Origin of the sequence: Pseudomonas putida (assembly GCA_041879295.1) — a bacterium.
Lineage (GTDB): Bacteria > Pseudomonadota > Gammaproteobacteria > Pseudomonadales > Pseudomonadaceae > Aquipseudomonas > Aquipseudomonas putida_Y.
The window spans coordinates 2,547,955-2,569,302 of the sequence record CP047152.1; the positions used below are offsets into that span (position 1 = coordinate 2,547,955).

The 21,348-nt window shown below is 61.3% G+C and carries 21 protein-coding genes; 10 read left to right on the forward strand and 11 right to left on the reverse strand.

Annotation, left to right across the window (positions count from 1 at the left end):
* Window position 1: 1 nt before the first annotated feature.
* Window positions 2–1,183 (reverse strand): short-chain dehydrogenase, encoded by a 1,182-nt coding sequence (locus GST84_11505; protein ID XGB12958.1) that lies wholly within the window; start codon window positions 1,181–1,183, stop codon window positions 2–4.
* A 215-nt stretch (window positions 1,184–1,398) separates the two neighbouring features.
* Between GST84_11505 and GST84_11510 the strand changes: the two genes are divergently transcribed.
* The 10 genes from GST84_11510 to GST84_11555 all read left to right on the forward strand — a co-directional run bounded on the left by GST84_11510 (window position 1,399) and on the right by GST84_11555 (window position 10,892).
* Window positions 1,399–2,313 carry a tyrosine-type recombinase/integrase gene (locus GST84_11510; protein ID XGB12959.1) on the forward strand — a complete coding sequence of 305 codons (915 nt, stop codon included), beginning with the start codon at window positions 1,399–1,401 and terminating at the stop codon, window positions 2,311–2,313.
* 278 nt (window positions 2,314–2,591) lie between these two features.
* Window positions 2,592–3,425: an urease accessory protein UreD gene (locus tag GST84_11515; GenBank protein XGB12960.1), complete on the forward strand. Its 834-nt coding sequence runs from the start codon at window positions 2,592–2,594 to the stop codon at window positions 3,423–3,425.
* Window positions 3,426–3,434: 9 nt separating this feature from the next.
* Complete coding sequence (locus tag GST84_11520) at window positions 3,435–3,737, forward strand: urease subunit gamma (protein ID XGB12961.1); 303 nt, start codon at window positions 3,435–3,437, stop codon at window positions 3,735–3,737.
* 19 nt (window positions 3,738–3,756) lie between these two features.
* Window positions 3,757–4,074, forward strand: a complete 318-nt coding sequence (locus GST84_11525; protein XGB12962.1) for an urease subunit beta — start codon at window positions 3,757–3,759, stop codon at window positions 4,072–4,074.
* Window positions 4,071–5,774, forward strand: a complete 1,704-nt coding sequence (ureC, locus tag GST84_11530; protein ID XGB12963.1) for an urease subunit alpha — start codon at window positions 4,071–4,073, stop codon at window positions 5,772–5,774. The genes GST84_11525 and ureC overlap by 4 nt, the downstream gene beginning before the upstream one ends.
* A gap of 9 nt (window positions 5,775–5,783) precedes the next feature.
* A complete protein-coding gene (gene ureE, locus GST84_11535) occupies window positions 5,784–6,287 on the forward strand; it encodes an urease accessory protein UreE (GenBank protein ID XGB12964.1) in 504 nt (167 codons plus the stop codon).
* 18 nt (window positions 6,288–6,305) lie between these two features.
* Window positions 6,306–6,851, forward strand: coding sequence for an urease accessory protein UreJ (locus tag GST84_11540; protein XGB12965.1), 546 nt, complete (start codon window positions 6,306–6,308; stop codon window positions 6,849–6,851).
* The gene (locus GST84_11545; protein ID XGB12966.1) at window positions 6,851–7,525 is read left to right on the forward strand and encodes an urease accessory protein UreF; all 675 of its coding nucleotides are present in this window, start codon (window positions 6,851–6,853) and stop codon (window positions 7,523–7,525) included. The genes GST84_11540 and GST84_11545 overlap by 1 nt, the downstream gene beginning before the upstream one ends.
* Window positions 7,526–7,536: 11 nt before the next feature.
* Entirely contained in the window at window positions 7,537–8,160 is a 624-nt protein-coding gene (ureG, locus tag GST84_11550; GenBank protein ID XGB12967.1) for an urease accessory protein UreG, read from the forward strand.
* Window positions 8,161–8,417: 257 nt separating this feature from the next.
* The gene (locus GST84_11555; GenBank protein ID XGB12968.1) at window positions 8,418–10,892 is read left to right on the forward strand and encodes a phosphatidylinositol-specific phospholipase C domain-containing protein; all 2,475 of its coding nucleotides are present in this window, start codon (window positions 8,418–8,420) and stop codon (window positions 10,890–10,892) included.
* Between the two features lie 436 nt (window positions 10,893–11,328).
* On the opposite strand, the gene GST84_11560 is transcribed toward GST84_11555, so the two are convergent.
* The 10 genes from GST84_11560 to GST84_11605 all read right to left on the reverse strand — a co-directional run bounded on the left by GST84_11560 (window position 11,329) and on the right by GST84_11605 (window position 21,296).
* Window positions 11,329–12,057, reverse strand: a complete 729-nt coding sequence (locus tag GST84_11560) for a DUF899 domain-containing protein (protein ID XGB12969.1) — start codon at window positions 12,055–12,057, stop codon at window positions 11,329–11,331.
* Window positions 12,058–12,150: 93 nt separating this feature from the next.
* Window positions 12,151–14,352 carry a sulfatase-like hydrolase/transferase gene (locus GST84_11565; protein ID XGB12970.1) on the reverse strand — a complete coding sequence of 734 codons (2,202 nt, stop codon included), beginning with the start codon at window positions 14,350–14,352 and terminating at the stop codon, window positions 12,151–12,153.
* A 134-nt stretch (window positions 14,353–14,486) separates the two neighbouring features.
* Entirely contained in the window at window positions 14,487–15,767 is a 1,281-nt protein-coding gene (locus tag GST84_11570; GenBank protein XGB12971.1) for a hypothetical protein, read from the reverse strand.
* A gap of 46 nt (window positions 15,768–15,813) precedes the next feature.
* Entirely contained in the window at window positions 15,814–16,566 is a 753-nt protein-coding gene (locus tag GST84_11575; protein XGB12972.1) for a hypothetical protein, read from the reverse strand.
* Window positions 16,567–16,611: 45 nt separating this feature from the next.
* Window positions 16,612–17,292, reverse strand: coding sequence for a peptidase C39 (locus GST84_11580; protein XGB12973.1), 681 nt, complete (start codon window positions 17,290–17,292; stop codon window positions 16,612–16,614).
* 61 nt (window positions 17,293–17,353) lie between these two features.
* Window positions 17,354–18,805: a heme utilization protein gene (locus tag GST84_11585; GenBank protein XGB12974.1), complete on the reverse strand. Its 1,452-nt coding sequence runs from the start codon at window positions 18,803–18,805 to the stop codon at window positions 17,354–17,356.
* A 49-nt stretch (window positions 18,806–18,854) separates the two neighbouring features.
* Window positions 18,855–19,433: an adhesin gene (locus GST84_11590; protein ID XGB12975.1), complete on the reverse strand. Its 579-nt coding sequence runs from the start codon at window positions 19,431–19,433 to the stop codon at window positions 18,855–18,857.
* A gap of 1 nt (window position 19,434) precedes the next feature.
* Complete coding sequence (locus GST84_11595; GenBank protein ID XGB12976.1) at window positions 19,435–19,872, reverse strand: hypothetical protein; 438 nt, start codon at window positions 19,870–19,872, stop codon at window positions 19,435–19,437.
* Between the two features lie 291 nt (window positions 19,873–20,163).
* On the reverse strand, window positions 20,164–20,733 hold the full coding sequence (locus tag GST84_11600) for an AAA family ATPase (protein XGB12977.1): 570 nt from the start codon (window positions 20,731–20,733) through the stop codon (window positions 20,164–20,166).
* Window positions 20,730–21,296 carry a nicotinamide riboside transporter PnuC gene (locus tag GST84_11605; protein XGB12978.1) on the reverse strand — a complete coding sequence of 189 codons (567 nt, stop codon included), beginning with the start codon at window positions 21,294–21,296 and terminating at the stop codon, window positions 20,730–20,732. The genes GST84_11600 and GST84_11605 overlap by 4 nt, the downstream gene beginning before the upstream one ends.
* Window positions 21,297–21,348 lie beyond the last annotated feature (52 nt).

Genomic DNA, 21,348 nt, shown 5'->3' on the forward strand with positions numbered 1-21,348 from the left:
GTCAACCAGGCATTCCGTCTGCCCGGGGCCGCAGCAGGATGGGCAGGTAATGGCGCAGGAACAGCAGCAATGCAAGGCTCCAGCACAGTGTAGAAACGCTTACCCCCAACGATGTAAACGGCGGCAGAATCACCCGGGCCAGGGTCGCCAGTTGCATCAGGGCAAAGGCCCAGGCAATGCTGGTCGGTACCTGCAATGGCCTGCCGGTGTGGCCCAGGCCGACCCGCGCCATCATGGCCAGGATCAGCCCGGTCATGGCGCCAACGGTCAGCGCGTGGGTCACCAGGCTTGGGCTCAGGGCCACCCCACTGTGCCACAGCGCCATGCCCAGGCAGGCCAGGGCGATCCAGGCGTAGGCCAGGTGCAGCGACCACAGCAACGGTACGCGCCACAGGCCACGATCGTGCCACAGCAGCAGTCGGGCCGCGTGCAGCGCGAACAAGGCAAAAAACAGCACCGCCAGGCTGGCACGGGGCTTATCGGCCAGGCCGGTGGCAAACGCCAGCGGTACTGCCACGCTGAGCAACAGGCAGGCACGGTCCAGCCATGGACGGGCGGGGGCCGCGCCAAGGTGACCCAGGCCACGGCGGGTAAAAAATGGTATGACCCGGCCGCCGAGCACGGTCATCATCGCCGTCACCAGCCACAGTCCGGCAAATATTCCACGACGCTGCCACAGTTCGTCCTGCTGCAACCAGCCGGCCAAGGTCAACCACTGGCAGGCGGCAATCAACAGCACCAGTACCACGATAGGGTAGTTGTTGCGCAGGCGCCGTTGCACGATCGGTCGTGCCAGGCTCAGTGCCACCAATGGCAGGAAGCTGCCCTCGACCAGTATCAGCATGCTACCCGGTAGTGGCAGAAACCAGCTCAGCCGGCTCAGCAGCCAAAGCAGGAACAAACCCTGCAGCGCCCGCCCGCTCAAGCCTGGGATGCCGCTCCAGTTCTGCACGGCGGTCAGCAGAAAACCCGCGATAATGGCGGCGGCGAAGCCGTAAAGCATCTCGTGGCGGTGCCAGGCGAGCATGCCGCCGGGCGGTGCAGGGGCCAGTGCCCCGGCCAGTACGCCGGCCCACAACAGCAGGGCGATCAGCGCAAACAAACTGCCACCCAGGAAGAACGGGCGAAAACCCAAACCCCAGATGGCTTGGCGCGGGCGTGAAGCAGTGGGTTGCAAGAGCATGGGCGGTCCTTGGTTCGTTCAGTAGGCCTCAATTGGGGTAAGATCACGATCCGTGCCAGTTGCAAAGCCTTTGAATATCAAGGTGATGGCACTTCTCAGGGTCCGAATGACATGCGCGTTTTGCAGTCATTCGGACTGGCTTGTATGTCGTTTTGACTTGCTTCAGGGTTTGCCTGGTTCAGTGCCGGCTGACGCTTCGCTACAGGATTCACGTTTTGTCCGACCTCTCGAAAAATCCGCTGCTGCAGTACATGGCCCGTCTGGCCCCATCCAGCCAGCAAACCATGCGCTACATTCTTCAGGACGCCGCCGACCGGCTAGGTTTCGTCGACTGCAACATCGTCGATGTGCCTTGGCATCGGCTTGAGCCGGGCCATGTGATTGCACTGGTGGCAGCCCTGCGTGCTGATGGTTACGCGCCCAACAGCTCGTCGCTGTACGTCAACGCGATTCGCGGGGTGATGAACGAGGCCTGGCGTCAGGGCCTGATCGACCACGAGCAGTTGTTGCGCATTCGCGAGGTCAAGCCGGCCACAGGCTCCCGTCTGCCGCCAGGGCGCAACCTGCGCCGCAGCCTGATCCGCGAGCTGATGGATGTGTGCGCAGCAGACCCGCGGCCACAGGGGGTACGTGATGCGGCGATCATTGCCTTGCTGTACGGCACCGGCATGCGCAAGTCGGAGTCGGTCGACATCGACCTCGACCAGGTCGACTTCGAGGCGCGCAGCCTGCAAGTGGTGGGCAAGGGCAACCACCAGCTGGTCAAGTATGCACCGCCGTGGGCATTCGAGAAGCTGCAGGCGTGGCTTGAACTGCGCCGCCAGGACCTGCCTGCCGGGGCGGAGGACGACCCGTTTTTGTTCAACCGCATCCGTCGCGGCAGCCACATTACCCGTGCGCGCATTACCAAGCATGCGATCTACTACATTGCCCGCCAGCGCGGCGCGCAGGTGGGGGTGAAGATCATGCCGCACGATTTTCGCCGGGCATTTATCACCCGGGTGATCGAAGAGCACGACCTGTCGATTGCGCAGAAGCTGGCGCACCATGCCAATATCCAGACCACGGCCATCTATGACCGGCGTGATGACAACGAGCGTCGGCGTGCCGTTGACCGCTTCGATTACTGAGGTTTGATTTTCAGGGGCTGCAAAGCTGCCCCATTCTCACGGGCGCCGGCACCGAAACAGGGCCGGCGCACGCCCCTGCTTTGTGCGCCATCCCCCCGTATGCCCGATGCCAGAGCGGCCGCAGCATAAGTTTCATCATCCTTCACCTGCGGAGTTGGCCCGCAACCTGCTATATCCAGCCTGCGAATTTGATCGAGTGGTCAGGCCGTGCGCGCTAGCAGCCGCCCGCGCCAGACCCTCTAAACGGCCAGCAGGCCACGGATTTCAGGGGCCGCAGGATGTCGCTCGCGGAGCAGATCGAACAACAACAAGACGATGCAGGCTGGAGTGCTCACCTGCAGTTGCGCTTTGTGCAGCGTGACAGCGTGACCCGCCTTGGTGCGTGGAGGCATTTTGGACCTCTTTTGGTGCAGCGGCCTTTTTATCCGGAGGGTGCGCCATGCCATGTCTATGTCTTGCACCCGCCGGGCGGCATCGTCGCCGGCGACCGTCTGGAACTGGACATTCACCTGGAGCCGGGTAGCCATGCGCTGCTGACCATGCCTGGCGCCAGCAAGTTCTATCGCAGCATCGGCCCGACCGCGCGGTTGGCCCAGCGCTTTCACCTGGCCGCGGGCAGCACCCTGGAGTGGCTGCCGCAGGACAGCATCTTCTTCTCAGGCGCCCGCGCCAGCCTCGCCAGCCGTTTTACCCTTGAGCCGGGCGCCCGCTTGCTGGCCTGGGAAACCCTGTGCCTGGGCCGCCCGGTCATGCACGAGCGTTTCGACCACGGCGCCCTCGACAGCCTTTTGCACATCGTACTGCCTGACGAGGTAGGCCTGCATGAGCGCCTGCGTCTCGAAGGCGGGCACCTGGACAAGCTTGGTGGGCATCCGCTACTCGCCACCTTCTGTGCCGCACCGGCCGATCAGGCCGTGCTGGAGCAGGTTCGCCCGCTGCTCGATGAACTGGGCAACCCGGCCGGTGCGACCCTGCTTGGGTCGTTGCTGGTGATCCGCCTGCTCGACCATGACAACCAACACCTGCAACGCACCCTGCAACGCCTGTGGCATGTGCTGCGTCCGGCCATCCTCGGCCTGCCAGCCTGCCCGCCGCGTATCTGGGCTACCTGAGAGAGCGCCATGGAGCTTACCCCGAGAGAGAAAGACAAACTGCTGCTGTTCACTGCTGCGCTGCTGGCGGAGCGGCGTCTGGCCCGTGGCCTGAAGCTCAACTACCCGGAGGCCGTGGCGCTGATCAGCGCCGCAGTGCTCGAAGGCGCCCGCGATGGCCGCACAGTCGCCGAACTGATGAGCCTGGGGCGCGAAGTGTTGACCCGTGAGCAGGTGATGCCCGGTATCGCTGAGATGCTTCACGACGTGCAGGTCGAAGCGACCTTCCCGGATGGCACCAAGTTGGTGACCGTGCATGACCCCATCGTCTGAAACCGCCAAGGAGCATTGCATGATCCCAGGTGAAATCCAGGTCGCCGCGGGCGACATCGAGTTGAACAGTGGCCGAGAAACGGTCAGCGTCAGCGTGGCCAACCATGGCGACCGGCCGGTGCAGGTCGGCTCGCACTACCACTTTTACGAGGTCAACGACGCGCTGGTGTTCGACCGTGCGCCTACCCTGGGCTTTCGCCTGGACATTCCGGCCGGCACTGCCGTGCGCTTCGAACCGGGTCAGGCGCGTACCGTGCAACTGGTGGCTTACGCCGGCAAGCGTGAGGTCTGTGGCTTTCAGGGCAAAGTGATGGGCGCGCTGGAGGGCAGGGCATGAGCCGTATTTCCCGTCAGGCCTATGCCGACATGTTCGGGCCCACGGTTGGAGACCGCGTGCGCCTGGCCGACACTGCGTTGTGGGTGGAGGTCGAGAAAGACTTCACCATCTACGGCGAAGAGGTGAAGTTCGGCGGCGGCAAGGTCATTCGCGATGGCATGGGGCAGGGCCAGATGCTGGCGGCCGAGGCCATGGACCTGGTGTTGACCAATGCGCTGATCATCGATCACTGGGGCATCGTCAAAGCCGACATCGGTATCAAGCATGGACGCATCGCGCTGATCGGCAAGGCCGGCAACCCCGATGTGCAGCCGGGCGTGAACGTGCCGGTCGGGCCAGGGACCGAGGTAATCGCGGCCGAGGGCAAGATCGTCACCGCCGGGGGCGTCGATTCGCATATCCACTTCATTTGCCCGCAGCAGGTGGACGAGGCATTGAACAGCGGTGTCACCACGTTCATCGGCGGCGGAACCGGGCCGGCTACCGGCACCAATGCCACCACCTGCACGCCCGGCCCCTGGTACCTTGCGCGCATGCTGCAGGCCGCCGACAGCTTGCCGATCAACATCGGGTTGCTCGGCAAGGGCAATGCCTCACGGCCTGAGGCACTGCGCGAGCAAATTGCCGCAGGTGCTGTCGGGCTCAAACTGCATGAAGACTGGGGCTCTACGCCAGCGGCCATCGACTGCTGCCTGGGCGTGGCCGAGGAAATGGATATCCAGGTAGCGATTCACACCGACACCCTCAACGAGTCGGGCTGTATCGAAGACACGTTGGCGGCCATCGGCGACCGCACCATCCACACCTTCCATACCGAAGGTGCAGGAGGCGGCCATGCCCCGGACATCATCCGTGCAGCGGGGCAGGCCAACGTGCTGCCATCCTCGACCAACCCGACCCTGCCTTACACGATCAACACCGTGGACGAGCACCTGGACATGCTCATGGTCTGCCACCACCTGGACCCGAGCATCGCCGAGGACGTGGCCTTTGCCGAGTCGCGCATTCGCCGCGAAACCATCGCTGCCGAGGACATCCTTCACGACATGGGCGCCTTTGCCATGACCTCGTCCGACTCCCAGGCCATGGGCCGGGTTGGCGAGGTGGTGCTGCGCACCTGGCAGGTGGCGCACCAGATGAAGTTGCGCCGCGGGCCGCTGGCACCAGACACCCCTTACAGCGACAACTTCCGGGTCAAGCGCTACATCGCCAAGTACACCATCAACCCGGCGCTCACCCACGGCATCGGTCACGAAGTGGGCTCGGTGGAGGTCGGCAAGCTGGCTGACCTGGTGCTGTGGTCGCCAGCGTTCTTTGCGGTCAAGCCGGCCCTGGTGCTCAAGGGCGGGATGATCGTTACCGCACCCATGGGCGACATCAACGGCTCCATACCCACCCCCCAGCCGGTGCACTATCGGCCGATGTTCGGCGCGCTGGGTGCGGCGCGGCATGCCACACGCATGACATTCCTGCCTCAGGCGGCAATGGACCGCGGGTTGGCCGAGGAGCTGAACCTGCGCAGCCTGATTGGGGTGGTCAACGGCTGCCGGCGGGTACGCAAGCCGGACATGGTCCACAACACCCTGCAGCCGCTGATCGAAGTCGATGCGCAGACCTATCAGGTGCGTGCCGATGGCGAGCTGCTGGTCTGCGAACCGGCCAGCGAACTGCCGCTGGCCCAGCGCTATTTCCTGTTCTGAGGAGCACCCATGATTGTCTTGAACCGCCGTATCTCCGAACCCGGCACGCGGGTTGTCAGTGGCACTGTCACCCTCGACGTGGACAGCCGTATCAAGAGCCGCCTGCGAGTAACCCTGGACGATGGCCGCGAAGCCGGGCTGATGCTGGAGCGCGGCCACCTGCTGCGCGGAGGTGAATTGCTGGCCGATGCCGAGGGCACTCAGCTGATCCGCGTGTTGGCGGCGCCCGAAGCGGTGTCCACGGTGCGCTGTACCGATCCACACCTCTTGGCCCGCGCCGCCTACCATTTGGGTAACCGCCATGTGCCGCTGCAGATCGAACCCGGGCTGTTGCGCTTCCAGCACGACCATGTGCTGGACGACATGCTGCGGGGGCTGGGCCTGACGGTAGAGGCCGAACAGGCCCCGTTCGAGCCTGAAGCGGGCGCCTACCAAAGTGCACCGCATGGCCACAGCCACAGTCATGCCCATGGCCACGATCACCCGTTCGTTCGCCTGCCTGCCCATTCCTGAACTGCCCTGGAGCAACCGATGAAAAAGACTTTCGCCCTGTTTCTGTTGATGCTGGCACTGCCAGCCTTCGCCCACCCAGGCCATGACAGCAACCCGCTGCAGGACGGCCTGCTGCACCCGCTGACCGGGCTTGATCACCTGCTGATGCTACTGGGCACCGGCGTGCTCGCCGCGTTGACCCGGCGCAACCTGACGTTGCCCCTGGCTACTCTGGCGGCCATGTTCGGTGGTGCCGTGTGCGGTCACCTGTTCGGCGATGTGCTGGGCATGGAGACCCTGATTGCCGTGTCGCTGCTGGTGGCTGCCGGGGCGGTACTGCTGCCGAGCCGCCAGTTGCTGCTGGCCATGGCCATGCCGGTGTTCGCCTTGTTCCATGGCTGGGCCCATGGCGTGGAAGCCACGCCGAGCGCTTTCTGGCAATTCAGCGCGGGGTTTGTCGCGGTCAGCGGCTTGCTGCTGGCGGCAGGCTTTGCAATCGGTTGCCTGCTGCGCCGCCACAGCGGCCTGCAGAAGGCCTTTGGCGGTGGCCTGTTGGCCGGCGCCGCGCTGGTGCTGGCCGGTTGATGAACAGCGACCTGGCGCTGCTGCGCCTGCTGCAGTTGGCCAGCCCCGGCTTGCCAGTGGGTGGTTTTACCTATTCGCAAGGCCTGGAGTGGGCGGTTGAGGCCGGCTGGGTTCGCGGCGTGGACAGCTTTGCCGGCTGGCAGCGTGAGCAGCTTCACGACACCTTGGCTTGCCTTGACTGGCCGGTGTTGGCGCGTCTGTATCACGCCTGCCAGGCCGAGGACGCCGAAGCGTTCGGCCACTGGAGCCGGTTCTTGCTGGCCAACCGCGAAACCGCCGAGCTGCGCCTGGAAGAACAGCAGCGCGGCGCGGCGCTGGCGCGGTTGCTTGACGGCTGGCAACTGGGCCAGGCACCGGCCTGGCGCACCAGCCTTGAGCTGACCCAGTTGGGCGGCATGGCCTGGCTGGCCGCGCACTGGGCCATCCCGTTGCGCCAACTGGCATTGGGCCATGGCTTTGCCTGGCTGGAGGGCGCAGTCATGGCCGGGGTCAAGCTGGTGCCGTTCGGCCAGCAGGCTGCCCAGACCTTGCTGCGCGATCTCGGCGCCGACTTGCCCGCTGCACTGGACCAGGCACTGGCCCTGGGCGATGACCAGCTTGGCGGCGGCCTGCCGCTGCTGGCCATCGCTTCATCGCGTCACGAAACCCAATACACCCGTTTGTTCCGTTCCTGAGGACTGCCTGCATGCAAAGCTATCAACAACCCCTGCGCGTCGGTGTCGGCGGCCCAGTCGGCTCTGGCAAGACCGCACTGCTGGAAGCGCTGTGCAAGGCCATGCGCGATCACTACCAGATTGCCGTGGTTACCAACGATATCTATACCAAGGAAGACCAGCGTATTCTCACCGAGGCCGGCGCCCTTGAGCCGGAGCGCATCGTCGGCGTGGAGACCGGCGGCTGCCCGCACACGGCCATTCGTGAAGACGCCTCTATGAACCTGGCGGCAGTCGAAGCGCTGGCGCGCAAGTTCGGTAACCTCGAAGTCATTTTCGTGGAAAGCGGCGGTGACAACCTCAGCGCTACGTTCAGCCCGGAGCTGGCCGACCTGACCATCTACGTGATCGACGTGGCCGAGGGCGAGAAGATCCCGCGCAAGGGCGGCCCAGGCATTACCAAGTCCGACTTCCTGGTGATCAACAAGACCGATCTGGCCCCTTATGTAGGGGCTTCACTGGAAGTGATGGAACGCGACACCCAGCGCATGCGGCCGCAGCGGCCCTGGACCTTTAGCAACCTGAAGAAGGGCGAGGGGTTGCAGGCGGTGATCGACTTTATCGTCGAGCGCGGGATGCTGGGTGCGCGAGCCTGACAGATCGAGGTCCCTGCGGGCTTGTCCCGCGAAGGGACCGGTGGTAAATGAATTACGCGCGTTTGTTGAACTGCGCCAACGCTGGCAACAGTTGCTTGTCGATGGCCAAGGGCACGGGCCCCGGTAGCTCAAGGCTTTCCGGGGTTTTTTTCGTCTTCGCGTTTGCTATTTCCCAGCCCCAGAACTGATATTTTTGCCAGTAGCAGCCTGTGCTTGCCGAGTGCAATGCTGACATCCCCTATAACGGAAGCAGGTGGATGGTCATGACTGAATTGGCGAGCGACGAATTCGAAGAGATCAGTTATATCAGCCCCTCCGGGGACGTGCTCATCCGTGTCTACACCCCTAAGCAATGTACAGACCCGGTGGACTGGGGCGAATTCGAAGAAATTGAACGTCCGGCCATGCTTGTCAGGCCTGGTATGTTTGACATGGAGGTAGTGACACTTACCAACCCTGATGGCCGTTGGAGGCGAAGGATTGGAACGGCCAGGCCCACAATGAATGCAGCACCCTTCGCAGCTAGTGAAAGTGCTCCGTTGAGCGATACCAATTCACCCTTCGTGAAGCACAGTCTGCAGACTGACGGTCAGTCAGAAGCACAATACGCCGATGGTTGGGAGATTTTATATCACGACGGGTCAGGTGTCAGGTTCAGTCTGTACGCTGATGGTTTTACAGGTGATCTTTCGGACTATGAATTCGCTCTTCCCTATTGGATTAGGGATGCTGAGGATAGAATTGTCCACGGGGCTTGTAATTTTGAAGAGTTGAGTACGCTTGGCGCGACCTGGGCATTTCGACCTTTGGTACTGCGCGCCGGGAAAAAGGCGCGAGCCGAGGCAGTTCAACCGCAGGCAGACGTGGAGCAGACGTATCACGATAACAAGGTGCATTTCCGGTCCAAATATGGCCAACCCTTTGGAACGGCTAACGAGATTGTTTACGGCTCCTACGAAATTACGTCGGCGAAGGTTTCCAGTGGCCAAGATCCTGATAACTATATCGACCCACCGTTTACAAGAAGTTTCTCCAGCAATGGAACTATGAGCTTCAAGGTGGGGCGGCACGGTACGGACGCTGTCGCGAACTGGTTCAGTAGCTACATCAGTGATTCCGAGAATACGTTCGGGCATGCTCCCGATAAACTCAATTTTGGTTTCAAAGGCACGTTGAAACTGACCGTGACGGGCGGTAGTTTCAGTGGCATGGACCAAACGCTGGTATTCAAGGACGTTTTCATCGCTCAAGGTCATACAGGAACATCAAATAACTGGTGGTTCGGCGCCATTGGTGCCCGCAACCCGGACGATGGTAAGCGTTGGGTTCGAGTGGAGGGTAAGGCGCCGACGCCGTACGGGGAGTTTGATGCCTCGATGTATTTTCAGCGCGGCGGAGAGCCGCTCACGGACGACGAAATATTCGTATACGAGGGATCGCTAAATGCGCTGCCCACCGAGGCGTGGATGACCAGATTGATAGGTACGACTCGCGTGCAAGATATGGTGCTTCCCGGCAGCCATAACGCTGGCATGTATGGCCCACTGCATAATTGCACCGGGGGAGGCTTTGGTGAGGCAGCATCTAGAGCGCAACGCGCCTCCATTGCGGAGCAACTCCGGATGGGTGTTCGTTACCTGGATATCCGGGTCGCTCGCGCTGATGGTCAACTGCTTTGTTACCATCGGACAGGCACCGGCGCGGGGCCGGGATGCGACGGCGCGACGCTCGACGAAGTACTCACCTCCGTTGACACGTTCTTGACAGAAAATCGCGGAGAGTTCGTGATCTTGAGCTTCACGCATATACCCGACGCTGACGTCTCAGCCATTCAAACGATGATTAATCGCCATGCGAATCGTCTGCACAAAGTCAGTGCCGAACCGGGTGAGCGCAAACCGGTGAACCAATTTATCCTGGAGGATTTGCGCGGGAAAATGCTGGTGGTCAGTGAAGGGTTGATGGATGCGCCTGACTCAGGTTTTTATAGAAAAACAAAGGGTCCAAATTCTTGGGATGCGTATCAAATTGTGGATGACTACGCTAATTCGAAAGACACAGATGCTGTGATTGAAGATCAGTTGGGTAAGTGGGCAAGGCATGTGCCGGGTGAATATGGCGTCGGCTTCATGCTCAACTGGACTCGCACCCCGCAGAGCGGGGCGGATTCGGTCGAAAAAATGGCGAAAGTCATCAATGAAAAACTGGCACACAATCTTAATAGCTACCCGGCTAACTGGAGTGCCCCGCAGGTGGTATTGCTGGATTTTGTGACGCCGGGGTATGTCAACTCCATTGTCAATCAAAACCTCGCAAATATTTCACGGCGCGACGAAGGCGATGAAGTGGAACCACCCGTTGGGGCGCGAGTCAACGTGAATATGTATCCACTGCCATTATTTGACGGTGACCCGGTCCGCAAAAAATTACCTTTCGGTTCGTTGATTCCACTCTGGAGGGAAACCGCCATCAGCAACGAGGGCGGAAGCGTGCGTTTCGCGGCGCGGCCGTACAATCGTAACAGGTTGATTACCTTTGGCGGGTTGGGGTTGCTGTGCTTCAGGCAATACATCATCTCTAAAGACTTTGAAGGTGATGGCTTTGAGGTGCCGTTGCTGTCGGATGTACCTACTAGTCTACCCAAAGGCGTCCGGGAGATACGATGGATAGGCACCAATGCCAAAATAAGATGGTTGCATCTGCTTCAATACGGCAAAGTGGACGCTGAATAATACAACGTCTATTTTCTGTATTGTCGCGAAACGCGCAGTGTGTTGACTTTCGGCGAGCAACTGGTGGCTCCGTTGATTGTTCTACCACTCAGGTGGGTAAGGGCAGCCCGATTATCCTCCCGGTAAATTCGGCTGGCGGCGCGTCAGCGTGCACCTGCATCAAGGTATCCAGCAGCGTTTGACTGGCGAGGGAGAAGAGCGCCGCTCTTGGCCCCCGCCAGTTCAGCGTGAAGCGGCAACTGTTCGCTTGCGGCCAGTACGCCCTCGAACCTGTCCCGGTGCAACATGTGGTAAATATGCACGCGTTTTTGCGGGCAACCATCAGCGTTAATGCCTAACCCTGCGGCATGCCCGCGAAGAAACCAACGCGGTGGATGGCACCGGCTCTGCCGGTGTTCGCTGGTAAAACCGTTCCCACAGGTGCGTGTTGCCTGCATCATCTGTGACAACAGTGAGGCTTTTCCGGGTGCCCTTCATAGCGGTCATGGTGCCGCACCCAGTCCATGGTCCCACCTTCGTTGCGCCCCAGTGGCGCAATGTCGAGGAAGTTGTAGGTGTTGACCAGTATGTCCAGCCCGCGGGCGTAGGTTGAGTAGGTGTGGTAGACGCTGCCGTCGGCTTCGCGGAAAAATGCACTCAAGCCGGGCAGCTCGCTTTCATTGCCCTCATACGGCTCATAGTTGTACTGCCGCTGGCCTTCACGGCCGACACTGACGCCAAAGTCCTCGTTGAAGTCGCTGCCATTCGACGAATACCACGGGAACTGCCAGCCCATGCGCTGGCGAAATGCCTGGAATTCGGCATACGGCGCCCGAGACACCGCCACCAGCGACACATCGTGGTGTGCCAGGTGCAGGTTGGCGCCGTCAAAGTGATCGGCCAGAAAAGAGCAGCCGGGGCAGCCCTCGCTCCAGCCCTCGGCGAACATGAAGTGGTAAAGCAGCAACTGGCTGCGGCCTGCGAACAGGTCGGCCAGGCTCAACGCGCCGTCTGGCCCGAAGAAGCGGTAATCCTGCTCGACCTTTACCCAAGGCAAGGCGCGACGGGCTGCAGCTAGCGCGTCGCGGTGGTGGGTAAACGCTTTTTCGTGCAGCCACAGTTGCTGGCGAGCCGCCAGCCACTGGCTGCGGGAAACCACCGGGTGCCTGCTTGCGCTGGTGCTCATGGTGCTGTCTCCTCGCTGGGGATTCACACCTTGGTCGAGTACGACCGGGTCGAATCGACAGGCACCGGTGGCCGGGCGATGAGCGGTACCGGCTCAGCCCGAATGGGCGATATGCCCCTCGGCCAGTTCATCGGCGCCGTCATCCTCGCCAGGCAGGGCGGTGATTACGCTGAAGTCGCTGACTTCTACCTTGCCGCCGCCATAGCCCAGCAAATGGAAGGAAAACGCCTTGCGCTCGGTCGGGTTGTCGAAGCTGAACTCCATCTCCAGGGGCGCGTCGGCGGTGACCTTCACCTCTTCTGGCAGGCCCAGCGGCACGTCTTGTTCCAACTGCTTGGCCTTGAGCCGGATATAGGCCACACGTTTGGGGTCCAGCGAGCGTACCTTGACCCGCACGCGGGTGTGCGAGCCTTCAGGCATTTCCAGGTACTGGGCGCCAATCAGGTTGTCGGCCCAGTCATCGTGAATGCGCTTGCGCAACTTGATCGGTGAAGGGCCGCCGAACTGGTAACGCAGGTTGAGCGGGGTTTGCAGCAAGGATTGGTCGAGCACCCCGGCCAGGGCGCTGATCTGCTGGCCCAGCAGGCTGTCGGCCGGACCGAGGTAGCGGGCCTGGTCGGCGATGAAGCCTTCACTGGCATAACGCCGGCAGCGCTGCTGGAAGTCACATTCGGTGAACAGGCCCTGGCCGTTGTGGTAGCGCAGCATGCCGTTGGTGTAAGAGATCATCTCTCGGCCGCTGTCGTAGTCGCGGTACAACGAGCGGCCGCCAAGCGCGACAGGAATGGGCAGTGCGAAGTAGTCGAGCAGCGAGGCGGCCAGGTCGATGTGACCGTAAGTACCGCGCTTGATGGTTGGCAGTTGGGCCTGCTCTGGCGCCAGGGTAAGGTTGAAGCCCCAGGACGAGGCCAGGCGCACGCCATCGATGCCGTGGGACTCGTCGGAAGTCAGCACCACCAGTGTGTCCTTGAGGACGCCCTGGCGCTCGAGATTGTCTAGAAATGCCCCGACCGCGTCATCCAGGTAGGCGACCGCTGCCTGTTTCGGTGTGTCGTAGCGCTTGAGGTACTCGGCCGGCGCCGAATAGGGCTGGTGGGTGCCCACGGTGAGCAGCGTCAGCATCCATGGCTTGTCCTGCTTCTGCAACTGGCCCACATAGCCCAGGGCGCCTTCGAAGAAGGCGCGGTCATCCTTGCCCCATGGGAAGTCCAGGTAGTTCTTGTTGCTGAACCACTCCTGACCATGCACCGAATCGAAACCGATGTGCGGCATGATGCGGTCTTTGGCCATGAAGCGCAGGCCCGCGCCTTGCAGGTAGTGGGTGGTGAAACCGGCCTGGCGCAATTGTGCCGGCAGACAGGCCTGGTTGCGTTCGTTCTGGGTCAGCAGTTCCACGCCCTTGGGCGTGCCATTGGCCAGCTTGTCGTAATCGCCGCACAGCATCGCATACAGGCCACGGATGGTCTGGTGGGTGTGCAGCACGTAGTCTGGGGTGTTCATGCCGCGCTCGGCCCACTTGCTGAGCCTGGGCATCAAGTCCTCATTGAAACGACTGTTCAGCGCCTGGCGGTTAGGCCGCAGGTAGGCGCCGGGGATGCCTTCCATGGTAATCACCAGCAAGTTGCGGGCGCTTCCCGGGCCGGCAAGCAGCCTTTGCCCATGCAGGTCGGATTGAGTCAGGCCGCTGCTGGCGAGCGGGGTGAAGGTTTGTGTGCGGCCCATCCAGCCTTCGACCTGGCGTTGCAGGTTACCGACCCCGGCAGACATCAACTGGTGGGGGAGGTTGTATTGCCGCCACTGGTCGGCATCGGAAGGTAGCAACTGCTGGCTGCCCCAATGCGCGCCAAACAGCAGTACGGGTATGGCCCAGGCCGTGCGCGGCAGTGGCTGGCTGGCCTGTGCACGGCTGCGCCACGCACAGGCCAGCCAAGCCAGCAAGCCGCCACCCAGGGCCCAGGGCAGCCAGGCATGGGCCAGGCCGCCACCGGTTGAATTCTCCATGAATTGCGGGTCGAACAGGTAGTTCAGGTCGGCGCTGGTGGGCAGTCGGCCCACTGCGCTTACCAGTTCGGCCGAGGCCACCCACAGCGCCGCCCAGGCCAGCAGCACGGGCAGCGCAAGCCACCACGGCCTGCGGTGTAGCAGCACGATCAACAGGCTGCCAAGGGCGAGGTCGGACAGGTAACCGAACGGGTTGGACCAGCCCAGCATGGCGCGCGTACCCAGTGGGATCACCAACACCAGGGCCGCCAAAGCGGCAAACCGGGTGCGTGGGTGGTCGGACAGGTTCTTCACAAAAACTTCCCTTTTGCCATTAAATCGTCATGCATCTGTGCTTGATGATAACAGGCCAGGGCAGGGAAGGCGGTCGATTACAAGGTTGGTAACCAAGCCGGGGTTGTTCGCACAGCCCCGGCCGATGGCAACTATCAGAAGTAATAAGGGAATTTCAGGCTGAAGGAAAAGTCAGGTGCATCATCGGTCAGACCAATGGACAGGTTGGGTACGATGGTCAGGTTGTTGGTGGCGGCGAAGGTCATGCCAATGTTGAAGTTGGCGGCGTTGTAGTCACTGTTGGAAATCGATTGCCAGTCGCCGCCATCAGGTTTGATCTTGCTCTTGCGGGCGAACTGGTCGGACACCGAGAACGACATGCTCATCTTTTCGTTCAGGGCAAAGGCGATGCCGCCGCCGATCTGCCATGAGTCGCCGAGCTTGACGTCACCCGGCACCTTGCTGTTCACCTGTGGACTGATGTCGCTGAACGAGTCTTGCATGTTGTAGGTGTAGGACAGGCTGCCGAACAGCACAGCCGGGTCGAAGGTCTTGACCAGTGAGATGCCCGGTGTGATCGACCATACACCGTTGCCCGTCGGTAGGCTTTCCGGTACCGCGAGGTTGTTGTTGCCGTCCACTTCGCGCAGTTTGATGCCATAGGGGTCCTTGCCGGTCGGTGCCTTTACTCGCAGGGTAGCCACAGCGTCCGGCCAGGTTTCGTCCTCGTCGAGGAATTTATAGGCCACTCCGACGTTGATATCGCCGATTTCCGGGTCGCGGGTCACGGTGGCATCGGAAGTGGTTGCCCCGGCCCCCCCTGCACCGCCAGACGAATAGGTGGACTCGCGGTAGACCACGGGGACGTTGATATCGAACTGCCAGCGCTGCGCCAGGTTATAGCGCGCGGTCATGTCCAGGGTCCAGTTGTCAGCCTTGATCCGGTCGAGGTTGATGCTGCCGAGGAAGATCGAGTCCAGTGCCAGGAAGCCATTGAGGGTCAGCGCACGGGTATCGTAATGGGTATAGGTGAGGCCGGTTTCGAAGCTGAACTTGCCCCCGCCAAAGAATCCGCTGGCTTCGTCATACAGGTTGGTAACGCTTTGCGCCGGCTGGGAGTCGGCCGTCAGCGCCTGGCCGTAGGAGCTACCTGTAGTGCCCGGAGCCCCGGAAGCGACGGTTTGCGCACCTTTTACCCCCTCGGCGGGAGACCTGACCAGGCGTCTGGGCGGCGCTGCAGCAGGGGCCTCCTCGACCTGGCGCACACGTTGCTCCAGCACCATCAGTGCCTGTTGTTGTGCCTCATAGCGGCGTTTGAGTTCAATCAGTTCCTGTTTCAGCGCTTCGACCTGTGGATCGGCGGCTGCGTAAAGTGCTGTGGCTGGGGCCAAGGCAGTCAAGCACACAAAAGCTCTGAGCGTAAAAGATCGGTACATGGAGTTGCCGTCCCTTCCAACTACTTTCGATGAGACTGAGCGTAGATCAGTATCCGAAGGTGCGAAGACCTTTGAGCTGGTCGAGGCTACCGCTGAGCGAAGCCGCTGTAGGCACGCTCTCACGCATGACAACGTTCAGGCTGGTGACGTTGTTGACCAGGTTACCGTTGCCGAGTAGCGTCGAGTTCTGCAGCAAGCCACCCTGGGCCAGGCGTTGCACGCTGCTGCCCTGGTTGTTGCTGGCATTGATGTTGAGCTGCACGCCCACACCGCTGGAAGACACACTGAGTGCGCCGGCGCCATTCTCCCCGACCAGAGTCTGGCCGGCGGCCAGTACCTGGCCGTGCTGTTGTACGGCGGGGGCGTGGTTGGCTTTGGTCACGTTGATATCGACGTTGTTGTAAGCGGCGTTGTTGTCACCGGCTGCACGCACCACCTGGGTCACACCTTCGGTGGTGGTCAGGCCGTTGCCGCCCGTTACCACGCCAGTCCCGGCAGCAGAAGCGCTGTTCGGTGCCGTACCTGCGCCTTTTTTATCAATCATCGATACATAGAACTGGGGCTTGATGGTCGATTGCTGAACCTGCAGCGTGGACGTTGCCCCGATCACATCCCCTTTGGCATTTTGCCAGGTGCTGGACATGATGATACCGAAGCTCACGATTCGTCCGGGCATCACATAGCGGCCCCGCAGGTTCGCCAGCTCCTGGTCCTTCAGTTCGATGGGTTTGAATGCCTCTGCGTGACTGGGCAGGCTGGCTGCCAGACAGGCCATGGCCAACCACAATGAAGTCTTCATGAAATGCTCCCTGGAGCATCATGCTCCTTGTCATTAGAACAGTCGTTAGAAGAAGTCGCTTCTGATGAAGCCGAAGTCCAGCAACTCTGAGTCCTGCACGGGGGTGAAGTTGTTCACCCGGCCCTTGGCGGTCAGTGGCATGGGCGGGTCGAGCAGGATGTTGTTCTTGTCGTAACCCTGGCCGATCACCGCGAAGATGATGCCGTTCCAGCCCTTGAGGAAATCATCGACCTTGTATCGTTTGTGGCCCAGCACCGGATCACCGATGTACACCCAGCCTTTGTCGACTTTCTGCATGACCACGAAGTGCTTGTAGCCGCGCACATCCATCAATACCACGACGGGAATGCGCACGCTGTGCAGGGTTTCGGGCGCCACCCGGTAACCGCGGGCACGCATCCCCAGGCTTTCGACGTAGTGCTTCATGTCGAGCATCGAGAAGCCTTGCGTGCGCACAAGGTCCTGGTCGGCGTGGGCCAGCATGCCTTCGATGATCTGATGTTCGTCCACATCCAGCCAGTAGGCCTGGCGCAGGATGGTTGCCAGCGCGGCGGCGCCGCAGCTGAAGTCGGTCTTTTGTTGCACCAGGTCAGCGAACTTGCGTTCACGCAAGCTCTGGATCGGTTTGAACACCACGGCGCCGCCCGGCAGGACGGACAGGGGCATTTGTGCAGCTTCGCTCACGCTGGCCAGGCACAGCAAAAACGCCAAGGCGAAAATACGCATGATCGGGTGCCTTACGGTGTGTTGAAGAAAGGCCCCCCGAAGGGGGCCTCAAGCACAGCGGTCAGAACGAGGTGTTGGAGATGGCCAGCGAGTTGCTTTGCTGGTTGCCCACACCGGCTGCTACGTTCACGCCCAGGTTACCGCTGCCACCATTCACCGAACCGCTAAGGGTTGCAGTGTTGGTAACTGGGTTGGCCCAGCCGGTCGGGGTCAGCACTTGGAAGGACACAGTATTGCTCAAGTCGTAAGCGCTGCTTTCGCTGTAGCTCTTCGAAACGTCGTTCGAGGATTGTTTCGATTGCTCGCCAGACTTCGAGAAATCGGACGCTGAAGCATTCTCGTACGAAGAGTCGTGAGACTTGGAGTACGAAGAGTCTTTCGACTTGTCATACGCCGATTGATGCGACTTGTCGTAGTTGGAGTCGAATGCTTTCTCGAACGACGAGTCGTATGCACTTTCGTGCGACTTGTCGACCGATGCATCCAGCGACGCACTCAGCGAACCATCGAAGGAGTTGGTGTGGCTGCGCTCGTAACGGCCATAGTCGGTGGTATGGGTACTCGTGGCGTTGGCTGCAGCGTCCAGCGAAGCTGACAGGCTGGCGCTGCTCGACGCGCTGTGGCTGCCGCTGGCAGAGCCACTGGCACCCCAGCCGCTCGAGCCACTTGCGCTCGAGTTGTGGGAGCCGCTGGCGTTGCTGGATTGCGAGCCGCTGGAGTTCCAGCCACTGGAGCCGCTGGAGCTGGCGCTATGCGCACCGGCAAGGCTGAAGCTCGAGGACGAGCTGCGGTCGTCGGTCGAGTTGAACGAGCCATCACGCGAGCTTGAACCGCTGGCCGACTTGGTGATGGTAATCGTATCCACCCGGTAGGTGCGGTCAGCGCTGTTGTTTACAATCAGGCCTGGGCCGTCCTGATTGGCCGAAGCGGTGGCGGTGGCGTTACCCAACGGGGCGCCGGTGTTGGCGATGGCCATGGTGTTTTTCTGCTGGTTGAGGTCGCCACCGGCAATGTTGATGCCAATGTTGCCCTCAGCCCCGCTGGCTGAACCGCTCATCACAGCCGAAGACTGGGTCGAATAGTTGTCGACCCGGTTGTTTCTGCTGGTTTGCACAACGTCAGCCGTGGCATTGGCCATGCCGAACACGAAGCTGTTGTCCAGGCTCGAGTCGGAGCCTGCGTTGGCAATGGCGGCGGCGTTATCTTGCTGGTTGCCGTTACCGGCCGCCACGTTTATGCCAACGTTGCCGCTGGAGCCGGTGCCAGAGTCACTCATCTCGGCATCGTTGATGGTGCCTTGGTTGGTGATGCGGTTACGCGTGCTGGTCTGGGTATCCCAGGCATTGGCCGTTGCATACACAGGGATCTTGGTGGGTGGAGGCGTGTGATGACCATTGTTATGGTGGCCGTTATGGTGGTCATTACGCCGATCATTTTGCCCAGCTTGTACAGCAACAGCCATGACCGCAGCAATTGCGAAAACCAGAGGCTTGATTGCCATCGAGGGTTTCATGGTGATTCTCCGTACGCTATTAGGTTAAGTGTCGTTCTTAACTGCAGGGTCAATCCGCGACCCGGATGCTCAAGGTGTTGGCCATTCGGTTTCCCACCCCGGCACTCTGGTTCAACTGGATCACCCCCCGGCTACCGGTGAAGGCCTGGTCACTGGTGGTGACCTGGCGATAGCCTGCTGGAATGTCAGTTGCTCCGGAGTTGTTGATCAGCGCCACGTTCTGTTGCATGAGGACGCTGTCGTCGATGCTTTGCGGCTGCGCACCAATGCTGATGTTCAGTGCGTTGGCTTGCTGGGTGTTGGCGCCTGCACTCTGGTTGACCCCCAGGGCGCCGCTGCCGTTGCTGAACGCGGTGCCCTGGATGGTCGAGCGGGCGTCCATCGCGGGGTCGGCGGGCGTGTTGAGCCGTTGCCGGATCTGGGTACTTGCATGGGCTTCGGGGCCGACGGCGATGGCACGCGCATTGACCTGCTGCTGTTTGTCGCCAGCGGCCTGGTTGACAGAGAGGTTGCCCTGATAGCGGCTGCCGGAGCTGTCGATATCAGCGTTATTGATGACGGGAACCAGGGATTGCGCGAAGGCCGGTGCAGTGCAAAGGGCGGCCAGCATCAGCAATGTGCGCTTCATCTCACTTGCCCCCGCCGGTCAGAATCTGCAGCGGCGCGAGGCCACGCTGCACGCTTGAGTTGACCATGTTCGAGATACCGTTACCCGACCCCGTACCGCGTCCGCCCGCCAAGTTGGGAAGCTGGTTCTGGTTGCCGAGGTTGCCACCCAGGTTGTTGGTCTGCTGGGTGATCATGTTGCTGATGCCTGCGCCACTGCTGACGCTGGCGAAGTCGCCATCACTCAGCTCGCTGGTTTGCTTGAGCACGTAGGCCGACGGGTTGGCATTGACGGTGGTAGGGCTTGGGTCTGGGATCAGGGGGGGAATGGTTGCGTTGCGCACCTGCACATCGCGCTTGATGATGATGATCCCCTTGTCCGCCTGAGCCGTCAGGCTTAGTGACCCCAGTACACAACCCACCAGTAATAGGTGATAGAGGCGTTTGTCACTTTTCCTCACGGCGGCAACTCCTTCTTTGGCCCTGGTCAGCAATGCGAACGACAGAGCAGAAGGTGTGCCGCTTTTTAGAATCCTTTTCAGGTCAGATAGTTAGGGCAAGAGGCTGACAAAATACGGCGCTTGCATGTCTCATTAGTGAAACAGCCTGCCTTGAGCGTTGCCGGCAAAGGCAGCAGCGGCCTTGATTGGAAGGGTTTTTGCAAGTGTGTTTCACGCGCTTGACACTGGCCCTGGGCGGGGGGGGAACCCCGCAATTTCGGGGGGTTTGCCCCAGCGGTATGTATCAGTGGTTTAACACTCGGTCGGGAAGGCTGGCGCATCGCCACCAAGCAGCGTAGCAACCGCTTGCAAGGCCAGCAATTGGCGCTGCGGCCAATTGCCATTAAGGATTTGGCGCGGCTGGTTATGCCGCTTCAGCCAGGCCAGGCTGTCGTCGAAAAAGCGTTGACGATCGCTGAGGTCGGGTTGGCAACGCTGGCCATCGGCAATCCAGTCCACCCCTTGCGGGCTGAGCAACAGGTGCAGGTCATAACGCCGTGCCAGCAGGGCTTCTTCCAGCCAGGTTGGGCAGTCGTCGAACAGCGCGCGGCTCCAAAGCATGTTGCTCAGCAGGTGGGTGTCGAGAATTAGCAGCGGTGGCGCCTGCTCGCGCGCACGGTCCTCCCATGCCAATTGCCCGCGGGCGATGGCGGGAATATCGGCATAGCAGGTGTCACGGCATTGCTGGTCGATGAAGTGGCGCACGTACTCGCCCACCACCACGCCACCAAAATGTGCCTGGATCACCCCGCTAAGCCAGCTTTTGCCACTGGATTCCGGGCCGCACAGTACCAGCACTTTCATGGCTTGTTGCGTACTCATGGCTGTACCAGCGCCGGGTCGCGGCGCCATTCCAGCCAGCCGCGTACAGCAATCAAGGTGAGCACGGCAAAGAAGCCTGCGGTGAAATACAGCTGCTGATGCAGGTATTGGCCCACATAGATGATGTCGACCACGACCCACAGTGGCCAGCACTGCAGGCGTTTCTGTGCCATCCACAGTTGCGCCACCAGGCTGAAGCCGGTCAGGGTGGCGTCCAGCCAGGGCAGGGCGGCATCGGTCCAGTTGGCCATGGCTGCGCCCAGGGCGGCGCTCAGCAGCACCCCGGCGGTCAGGCCGGTGAACAATGCCGGGCGTTGCAGGCGGGAGACCTGGCGGGCGTCTTCAGCGTGGTCGGGGCGTTTCCACTGCCACCAGCCGTACAGTTGCAGGATGGCGTAGGCCACTTGCAGCAACATGCCCGAATACAGCTTTACCTCGTAGAACAGCCAACCATAGATCAGCACCATGACCAGGCCGATAGGCCAGCACCAGGCGTTCTGCTTGACCGTGAGCCAGACAGCGGTTACGCCGAGGACGGCGGCAATGAGTTCAAGGCCGGACATCGGCGATCCTTGGAGGCTACGGGGGAGGGGCGCGATTGTAGCGGGTCGGCCG

Coding starts and splice junctions, on each gene's coding strand:
- GST84_11505 (XGB12958.1), bottom strand. CDS start 1,183: ATGCTCTTGCAACCCACTGCTTCACGCCCGCGCCAAGCCATCTGGGGT.
- GST84_11515 (XGB12960.1), top strand. CDS start 2,592: ATGTCGCTCGCGGAGCAGATCGAACAACAACAAGACGATGCAGGCTGG.
- GST84_11520 (XGB12961.1), top strand. CDS start 3,435: ATGGAGCTTACCCCGAGAGAGAAAGACAAACTGCTGCTGTTCACTGCT.
- GST84_11525 (XGB12962.1), top strand. CDS start 3,757: ATGATCCCAGGTGAAATCCAGGTCGCCGCGGGCGACATCGAGTTGAAC.
- ureC (XGB12963.1), top strand. CDS start 4,071: ATGAGCCGTATTTCCCGTCAGGCCTATGCCGACATGTTCGGGCCCACG.
- ureE (XGB12964.1), top strand. CDS start 5,784: ATGATTGTCTTGAACCGCCGTATCTCCGAACCCGGCACGCGGGTTGTC.
- GST84_11540 (XGB12965.1), top strand. CDS start 6,306: ATGAAAAAGACTTTCGCCCTGTTTCTGTTGATGCTGGCACTGCCAGCC.
- GST84_11545 (XGB12966.1), top strand. CDS start 6,851: ATGAACAGCGACCTGGCGCTGCTGCGCCTGCTGCAGTTGGCCAGCCCC.
- ureG (XGB12967.1), top strand. CDS start 7,537: ATGCAAAGCTATCAACAACCCCTGCGCGTCGGTGTCGGCGGCCCAGTC.
- GST84_11555 (XGB12968.1), top strand. CDS start 8,418: ATGGTCATGACTGAATTGGCGAGCGACGAATTCGAAGAGATCAGTTAT.
- GST84_11560 (XGB12969.1), bottom strand. CDS start 12,057: ATGAGCACCAGCGCAAGCAGGCACCCGGTGGTTTCCCGCAGCCAGTGG.
- GST84_11570 (XGB12971.1), bottom strand. CDS start 15,767: ATGTACCGATCTTTTACGCTCAGAGCTTTTGTGTGCTTGACTGCCTTG.
- GST84_11575 (XGB12972.1), bottom strand. CDS start 16,566: ATGAAGACTTCATTGTGGTTGGCCATGGCCTGTCTGGCAGCCAGCCTG.
- GST84_11580 (XGB12973.1), bottom strand. CDS start 17,292: ATGCGTATTTTCGCCTTGGCGTTTTTGCTGTGCCTGGCCAGCGTGAGC.
- GST84_11585 (XGB12974.1), bottom strand. CDS start 18,805: ATGAAACCCTCGATGGCAATCAAGCCTCTGGTTTTCGCAATTGCTGCG.
- GST84_11590 (XGB12975.1), bottom strand. CDS start 19,433: ATGAAGCGCACATTGCTGATGCTGGCCGCCCTTTGCACTGCACCGGCC.
- GST84_11600 (XGB12977.1), bottom strand. CDS start 20,733: ATGAGTACGCAACAAGCCATGAAAGTGCTGGTACTGTGCGGCCCGGAA.
- GST84_11605 (XGB12978.1), bottom strand. CDS start 21,296: ATGTCCGGCCTTGAACTCATTGCCGCCGTCCTCGGCGTAACCGCTGTC.